General features: G+C 60.3%; 4 protein-coding genes. 1 reads left to right on the forward strand and 3 read right to left on the reverse strand.

Going from position 1 to position 8572, the window contains the following annotated elements:
- Nucleotides 1-48: 48 nt before the first annotated feature.
- Nucleotides 49-1068, reverse strand: coding sequence for an arginine/ornithine succinyltransferase subunit alpha (gene aruF / locus PMI32_RS05835; protein WP_008033116.1), 1020 nt, complete (start codon nt 1066-1068; stop codon nt 49-51).
- A 195-nt stretch (nt 1069-1263) separates the two neighbouring features.
- Complete coding sequence (locus PMI32_RS05830) at nt 1264-2484, reverse strand: aspartate aminotransferase family protein (RefSeq protein ID WP_008033117.1); 1221 nt, start codon at nt 2482-2484, stop codon at nt 1264-1266.
- A 287-nt stretch (nt 2485-2771) separates the two neighbouring features.
- On the opposite strand from PMI32_RS05830, the gene PMI32_RS05825 reads away from it, so the two are divergent.
- Nucleotides 2772-7487, forward strand: a complete 4716-nt coding sequence (locus PMI32_RS05825; RefSeq protein ID WP_008033119.1) for a dermonecrotic toxin domain-containing protein — start codon at nt 2772-2774, stop codon at nt 7485-7487.
- A 1-nt stretch (nt 7488) separates the two neighbouring features.
- On the opposite strand, the gene argR is transcribed toward PMI32_RS05825, so the two are convergent.
- Nucleotides 7489-8469 (reverse strand): transcriptional regulator ArgR, encoded by a 981-nt coding sequence (gene argR / locus PMI32_RS05820; RefSeq protein WP_008033121.1) that lies wholly within the window; start codon nt 8467-8469, stop codon nt 7489-7491.
- Nucleotides 8470-8572: the final 103 nt, after the last annotated feature.

The raw sequence follows: 8572 nt of genomic DNA on the forward strand, positions 1-8572 counted from the left end.
TGCGCCACCCGCGAAACACTTGCTGCTTTCTAGGTTGAAAAGCAGGCGTTAAACCGCCACCAGGCGCACGCTTGCACCTTCACCGACGCCCAGGGCTTCGGCCGCTTCCAGATCCAGGGTCACGGGTTTGCCCGGCGCGTAATCGAGCTCGAGCAACACGGCGCGGTAATCCTGCAACTGCGCATTGGCCACCAGGTACTGACGCCCTGCGCCTTTGACCGGCTCGCCGATTTTCACCGGCACTACACGGCTCTGGGCGATCGAACGGATCCCCGAAACACGCGCATGCAACGTCGGGCCACCGTCGAAAATGTCGATGTAGTGATCGGTCTCGAAGCCTTCGCGCATCAGGATGTCGAAAGTGATCTGCGCCCGTGGGTGCACCTGCCCCATCGCTTCTTGCGCGGAGTCCGGCAGCAACGGCACGTAGATCGGGTAATGCGGCATCAGCTCGGCGAGGAACGTGCGGCTCTTCAGGCCGCACAGACGCTCGGCTTCGGCGTAGTTGAGGTCGAAGAAGTTGCGACCGATGGCGTCCCAGAACGGCGAGTCGCCATTTTCATCGCTGTAACCGACGATCTCGGTCACCACGGAATCGGCAAAGCGCTCCGGATGGCTGGCCACGAACAGCAAACGGCCACGGGAGTTGAGCTCGGCCCACGGCGAACCCACCAACTCGCGCTGCACGTAGAAACTGGTCAGCAAGCTGTTGCCGGTCAGGTCGTGGCACTGGGAGAGCACGTGAATCTTGTTATGAATCTTCAGCTCGCGGGAGGCGTGCACGAAGGTTTCATTGCGGAAGCTGTAGAACGGCTCGGAATAACCGGCAGAGGCGACGATGGCCGAGCAGCCGGCCAGTTTGCCGGTGGCCGTGTCTTCGAGGACGAAGAAATAGCTCTCTTCACCGTTGAAGCTGACTTCGGCAGCGAACGAGGCTTCGCTCGCGGCGATCTTGTCGCTCAGGCGTTCAACGTCATCCGGCAAGGAAGTGACACCAATCGGGCTGTCCGCAGCCAGACGCTGTACCTCGCCCAGATCAGCCATTTGCGCGGGGCGCATCACCAGCATGGTGTCACTCCTTTCTCATACTCTTTGAGGAAAATAAGCCGCCCCTTGTAGGAGCGAAGCTTGCTCGCGAAGGTGTGTCAGTCACAGTGATGTCGACTGACACACCTTCGCGAGCAAGCTTCGCTCCTACAGAAAAGCGGGGCCGGCATCAAAATTGGGTTCGACGCCTGAAATCATCAGGCGCCGAAGGGTCTATCAGGCTTGCGTCAGTTTTGCTGCAGCGCGCTCGAAACGATCCAGGCCGGCATCGATATCGGCGTCTTCAACCACCAGGCTTGGCGCAAAACGCACCACGTCCGGGCCGGCTTGCAGGACCATCAGGCCTTCGCGCTCGGCGGCGTTGAAGATGTCCTTCGCCTTGCCTTTCCAGGCCTCGCTCAGCACGCAACCGATCAACAGGCCCATGCCACGAACCTTGGTGAACAGGCCGTATTTCTCGCCGATCTGCTCCAGGCGAGCCTTGAACTTGTCGTGCTTGGCGTTGACGCCGGCCAGCACTTCAGGGGTGTTGATCACGTCGATCACCGCTTCGGCGACGGCGCACGCCAGCGGGTTGCCGCCGTAAGTGGTGCCGTGGGTGCCGACGACCAGGTGTTTGGCCAGGTCTTCGGTGGTCAGCATGGCTGCAATCGGGAAACCGCCGCCCAGGCTCTTGGCGCTGGTCAGGATGTCCGGGATCACGCCGTAATGCTGGTAGGCGAACAGATGGCCGGTACGGCCCATGCCAGTCTGCACTTCATCGAAAATCAGCAGCGCGTTGTGCGCGGTGCACAGGTCACGGGCGCCTTGCAGGTATTCGAGTTCGGCCGGGATAACACCGCTCTCGCCCTGGATCGGTTCCAGGACCACAGCGCAGGTCTTGTCGGAAATGGCGGCTTTCAGCGCGGCCAGATCGTTGTACGGCACGTGGGTGATGCCGGTGATTTTCGGACCGAAACCGTCGGAATACTTCGACTGGCCACCGACGTTCACGGTGAACAGGGTACGGCCGTGGAAGCTGTTGAGCGCGGCGATGATTTCGTACTTCTCGCTGCCAAACCGATCATGACCGACACGACGGGCCAGCTTGAACGCGGCCTCGTTGGCTTCGGCGCCGGAGTTGCAGAAGAACGCACGCTCGGCAAAGGTTGCGTCGATCAGCTTGTGCGCCAGACGCAGGGCAGGCTCGTTGGTGAACACGTTGGACACGTGCCACAGCTTGTTCGCCTGCTCGGTCAAGGCACCGACCAGCGCCGGGTGCGCATGGCCCAATACGTTAACGGCAATCCCGCCGGCGAAGTCGATCAGCTCGCGGCCAGACTGGTCCCATACGCGGGAACCGGCGCCACGCACAGGAATGAAGGCGGCAGGCGCATAGTTGGGAACCATTACCTGGTCGAAATCGGCGCGTTCTACCGCAGCGTGCTCAACGGACATCGGAGTCTCCTGAAGAGGAACACTCGCCGGAAACTGGCGAGCGATGGGGGGATTGTAAGGACAGTTTTCAGCCCGGCCTTGCCGCCAAGCGACAACTTCTTATAGCGCAAACCCCGGTTTCAGCCGGGTTTACGGCAATGCGACATATAGCGTCGCAAAGGCGCAGTTTAAACCGGCGGCACAGGTTATAGGCAGGCTTGTCGAACGGTGCGGTAAATATGTACCGCACACCGTGCTTCATCGTTTGTTTTCCTTGGGTTCCATCCAAACGCTAACGGACTAGCGCCATGATTCAGCATGACCCCGAGCTTACGGCTCAGCCAGACGCGCATTTCCAGCATGCGTTCCACAATCTGCCCGACTGGCTATTAACAGCATCGCCCGCTACACGCACTGCACTGAAAAGCGCGCGGCTGGACATCCCTCAATGGCACACCCAGGCAACCCGCCAGCAGCACCAATCATTGAGAGCGGCCAGCACGCACTATCTGACCCAGCGTAACCACCTGGAATCCATGCTGGATAAACTGCAGAACGCCCGGGACTTTGCCGAACCGCTTCTGCGAGACGCGTTGAAAACCCGGTACGGCCTGGAACTGGACGTCAAGACGACCTTCCTGCGCCTGTACATTCCGCAGACCGTTCCGTGGTTCCCGATCAAGACCGGTGCCGCGCGCACCTGGACGGTCTCGCTGCTCGACGCCGCCCTGCACAACTTTCAGGATTCGGAAACTGAAGCACAGGCTTACGAATCAGCTTCAACGTTCATCACCGAACCCTCGCCCACGGGGCAATTCGATACATTGCCGGCGATCAAGCGCCAACTCTCCATTCAGCACTTCACCCGGTTGTGCAGGGAACTGGATATCGGCGGTCGATACGAGGCCCACCTCAAGGAAAACCTGGGGTTTACCAACCTGGTAGCCGCTGCCGTGTTGAAGTCGAGCGTGATCAAGACGCACAAGGCCGCCCTGCTATCAGCCCTGCATCTGGCCCAGGTCCGGGGTGATCTGCCGCTGGATGCCTGGCAATCGATTCTCGACATGATCGAGGGCCGCGAAAACGTGGGCCTGGACAACTGGCGACTGCACTGTCACGACCTGAGCCTGATGTCTTCATTGCTGACCGGCATCGTCATTTTCGCGCCGCGACTTGACCTCACCGCCCAGCGGTCGAGGATCATCGTCTACATCCCCGACGACCCGGAACACCCGCTCAAACAGTACCCCGACACCCTGGCGTTCATGACCGAGCTGACCCGCAAACTGCGCTCGCCTGCTTATCAGGCGTTCTTCAGCCGGTTCATCGATCATCAGGAACGAGGCCACTTTTTCGCCGACCTCAACAGTCGCCTCCGCGCCGTGACCTGGCATGAACACCAGCGCGGCGATCCGCTGCCGAGCTGGCGCGACACCCCCATCGACAAGCCCAACCTGCAGTTCTCGGTGAGCCCGATCAGAAACGATCTGTGGACTCACCTCTACCAGCAGCAATTGAACAAACTGCTCAATGACGCACGCACCCTCGCGGTCTCTACCGCCAGTGCCGACCGAGCGGCGCGATGGGCGGCGTGGGACGCCTTCAGCAATGTCGCCAAAAAAATCCTTGAAGTGGCGTCGTTCGTGGCCCTGCCCTTTGTTCCGTTTCTGGGCGAATTGATGCTCGCCTACATGGCCTACCAAGTGCTCGACGACACGTTCGAAGGCATCATCGACTGGGCCGAAGGCCTGAAAACCGAAGCGTTCGGACACTTGATGACGATCGCCGAAACGGTGGTTGAACTCGGGACGTTCGCGGTGGGCGGTGTCATGGCGGCCGGTGCGTTCAATGGCCTTATGTCTCGCGAGGCGGTGACGCTGATTTCCCCGCTCAAACCCATCAAGACAGCCGCAGGCAAAACCCGATACTGGAAACCGGATCTCACCCCTTACGAACAGTCCGTTGATCTGCCGGACGCTGCCAGCCCCGACCCTCTCGGTTTGTATCAGCATGAAGGCAAAACACTGGCGCGCGTTGAAGGCAAACTCTACTCGGTAAAACCGGACAGCAAGACTGGCCGCTTTCAGATTCAGCACCCGCGCCGGGCCGACGCCTATCAGCCTGCTCTGCGACACAACAGCCATGGTGCCTGGCAAACCATGCTGGAGCGACCGCTGACGTGGGACCGGGAAACCGTGCTGCGCCGCCTCGGCCAGAGCGTCGAGTCGTTCAATACTGCCGAGCGCGAGAAACTCCTGCAGATCAGCGGTTTTCACGACAACGTGTTGCGCGAGATCCATGTCGAGAATCAGCGCCCGCCTTCGCTGCTGACCGACACGATCAAGCGCTTCAAGATCGACCGCGACATTCAGGCACTGGTCGAGCAGACCGGCAGTGACCATCCCGACCGCTATCAGGCGCTGAACCAGCGCAGATCGCTGTTCCAGTCTCGCTACCGTGAACTTGAAAAAACCGATGATCGCCACGTTCTGCTACTGCAAGGCGAAGTACAGGGACTGCCCACGGACATCGCACAAGAACTGGTGAGCAACGCAAGCGGCACCGAACTGAAGCAAATGCACAGCGGCCGCTTGCCCCAGCGCCTCAAGGATGTAGCGCTGAAAGCCATGGACGCGGTGCGTGTCGCCAGAGCCTATGAGGGGTTTTATCTGGAGGGCATGGAAACGGCAGACACTCATCGCCTGGCCCTGCATAGCCTTGAAACATTGCCTGGCTGGCCTGCTCGCCTGCGCATCGAAGTCAGGGAGTTTTCCCCTGAGGGGACATTGCGCGACAGCATCGGAGACCCCGATGCGCCGACCCTCAGGACATTGGTGCACGCCGAGGACGGCACGTATCGGGTCCATGAAAACACGGCTCTGCCGGGCGACTTTTATCAGGCCCTCCTGCAGACACTTCCCGACGCTGAGCGTAGCGCACTGGGCCTTTCTGCCGAAGACGGTCAGCTACTCAAACAACGCATTGCCGAGCATGCGCAGAACAAACCCGCATTGCGCACGCTGCTGGTGAAGCATCCCAACCGAAAACCCTTCTATGACCCGGCGACCATGCGCCTGCCCGGCGGATCGGAGGGGTACAACCGAACAGGTCGCCCCACTCCCACACTGAATGACAGAGTTCGCGAGGTCTATCCAGGCCTGCCCCAGGATGAACTCAGCGTCGTCGTCGCCCGCTTGCAACGCCACCCCGATGGCGCTCGCGTGGAGCTTTCGCGCCTGAGCAATGAACTCGAACGGCTGCATGAAGACCTGGATACCTGGATAAAGGAAGCCCCTACCGTCCACCCCGAAACCAGACAGCCATTGAGCGAGCTGGAGCAACAGGCCCAGCAGCACAACCGCCGGTTGCTGGCTCAGGAGATCCAGCAGAGCTGGCGTCGGCAAACGCCACGGGATCTCGAATCGCCGGAGCACAGTGACCGCTATGTGCTGCGATTCGCCGAGCCGATTCTGGGTGAGCTGCCGGTGCTGACGGCCGACTTCAGTCACGTATCGCTGGTCGCCCTCGAAGGCAGTCACGCGGAGCAAGGTGTTCACGGTTTCCTGCAAAATTTCAGCGACCTTCGTCGCCTCGACTTGCGGCGCTTCTCCCTGACCACCCTGCCCGACGCCATCCCACGGATGACCAACCTCGACACATTGGTGCTGAACGAATGCGCGATCAGGATTGATGCCGATGCGTGGTCGAAACTTTCCTCTTTGAACAAACTGGTGATGCTGGACCTGTTCCGTAATCCGGTTGATGTGGTACCCGATGTCGGCGCATTTACCGAGCTCGTGCACCTGGACCTGAGCGCAACCGGGCTGACTGAAATCCCCGTCAGCGCTATCACGCACCCCAGACTCGATACGCTCATGCTGATCAATAACCGGATCACCGAGCTGCCCGAAGGGGTGTTCGACAGCGTGGTCTACGACAAGCGCGGCGTACACCTGTCGGACAACCCGCTCGTCGACAGCGCTCGGCAACTCGTCAAGCTGCACTACCTCGAAACCTCATACGATCTGGGCGTCTATGCCCCCGAGGCGGATATCGAACGAGCCAGGGCGCTCTACCCGAACATGGAAGTCGAGCAGGCCAGCGACTTCGTCTACGAACTGCCCGGCACACTGGAAGAGGGCCGAGAGGCGCTGACCCAACTGGAGGCAGAACTGGCTCAATTGAGCAACGACCTGACGACATGGACAGCCGATCTGCCGCCGCACCACCCGCTAACGGGCGAACCCTTCAGTGACATGCAACAGTTTGTCGAACACGCCAATCGCGATGAATTCAAAGAGGCACTGCAACGTTGCTGGCAGCATGACGCAGACCTGGATGATTTCACTGAGTCGCTTGAGCCGTCGTATGAACTCTCCATCCGCCCGGTCATCACCGGGGAACTGCCGACCCTCAGCGCTGACTTTAGCCATGTCTCGGCGCTGGAGCTGCACAGTGTCGATGGCGTGACGCGCATCGGGCGTTTTCTGGAATCCTTCCCGAACCTGAGAAGCCTGAGGCTGCGCGACTGCAACCTCGGTGACATTCCCGATGCGCTGTTCAAGATGGGGCAACTCAGGTCACTGTCGATTCCCAACTGCCGCGTCATTCTGTCCGTGGAGTCGGTCGGTGGATTGGCGGGAATGGAACAGCTCGAATACCTCGATCTGGGCCTCAACCCCTTGGGGCTGACACCGGACCTGAGTCAGATGCCGGACCTGGCGACCATTCTGCTCAACGACACCGGCATCACCGACATACCCGATGGCCTGCTACAACTGGCGGAACTGGACTGGGCAGACTTGAGCGGCAATGCAATCACCGACGTGCCCAGCGACCTGCTGGAGTTACCCGCGGAAGTGGCTGAGAACATTACGCTGAGGGGCAATCCGTTTACTGAGGAAAGCCTGTTGCGGCTGATCAGTTACTTCGAACGCACACGCGCCGACTTTGGCGTGGAAGAGGTGATCAATCGAGGTGAAATGTACGTATCCACCTCTGAGGGTTCCGAGATCGACGAATAGATCAGCCGCGCTCGGACGGCACTGACGACAACTCGAACGGACTGCTGCTACGCCGCTGGTTACGATCTTCCCGCGGCGTGGCGCCGAAGAAGTTGCGGTAGGCGCTGGAGAAGTGTGGCCCCGAGGAGAAGCCGCACGACAGGCCGATCTGGATGATCGACTTGCTGGTTTGCATCAACATCTGCCGGGCCTTGTTCAGGCGCAGTTCCAGGTAGTACTGGCTCGGCACGCGGTTGAGGTATTGCTTGAAGATCCGCTCCAACTGGCGACGGGATACGCACACGTGCTGGGCAATTTCGTCGGTGGTCAGCGGCTCTTCGATGTTCGCTTCCATCAGCAACACCGCTTGAGTGAGCTTCGGATGGCTGGAGCCGAGGCGGTTCTGCAGCGGAATGCGTTGGCGCTCGCCGCCTTCGCGGATGCGCTCGACCACCAGCTCTTCGGATACGGCGCCAGCGAGTTCGGCGCCGTGATCACGGGCCAGCACCGCCAACAACAGATCGAGAACCGACAGGCCGCCACACGCCGTCAGGCGATCGCGATCCCAGTCGAACAGATGGCTGGTGGCGATGACTTTCGGGAAACGTTCGGCGAAATCGTCCTGCCAGCGCCAGTGCACAGCAGCGCGATAACCGTCGAGCAAACCGAGTTGCGCCAACGGATAAACACCGGCGGACAAACCACCGATCACGCAACCGGCACGCACCAGTTGTTTCAGCGCACTGCTGAGCGCCGGCGCGAGGGTGGTCGGCGGCTCATCGGCGAGCAGGAACAGTTTCTGCAAGTTTTCGAGCTTGCCGGCCCAGGGTTCACCCGGCAATTGCCAGGCGCCTTCGGTCGACGGTTCGGCCTGCAGGAACGACAGTTCGTAGACCACGTCCGGATGCACACGCTGGGCAACACGCAAGGCCTCCTCAGCCAGCGCAAGCGTCAGTGCTTTAGTGCTGGGCCAAATCAGGAAACCAATTCGATGGGCAGTCATGGCGGGCAATCCGAAACGAAACAGTGATGAAGGCATGGGCCAATGCTAGCCCGTAAATGAACGCAAATCTCAAAACCAACGCAGATCAACTGTAGGAGCCGGC

It is taken from the genome of Pseudomonas sp. GM60 (assembly GCF_000282415.1).
Taxonomy (GTDB): domain Bacteria; phylum Pseudomonadota; class Gammaproteobacteria; order Pseudomonadales; family Pseudomonadaceae; genus Aquipseudomonas; species Aquipseudomonas migulae.

Bases quoted from the DNA above. Each gene is read 5' to 3' on its own strand.
- PMI32_RS05825 (WP_008033119.1), top strand. From the start codon at position 2,772: ATGATTCAGCATGACCCCGAGCTTACGGCTCAGCCAGACGCGCATTTC.
- argR (WP_008033121.1), bottom strand. From the start codon at position 8,469: ATGACTGCCCATCGAATTGGTTTCCTGATTTGGCCCAGCACTAAAGCA.
- PMI32_RS05830 (WP_008033117.1), bottom strand. From the start codon at position 2,484: ATGTCCGTTGAGCACGCTGCGGTAGAACGCGCCGATTTCGACCAGGTA.
- aruF (WP_008033116.1), bottom strand. From the start codon at position 1,068: ATGCTGGTGATGCGCCCCGCGCAAATGGCTGATCTGGGCGAGGTACAG.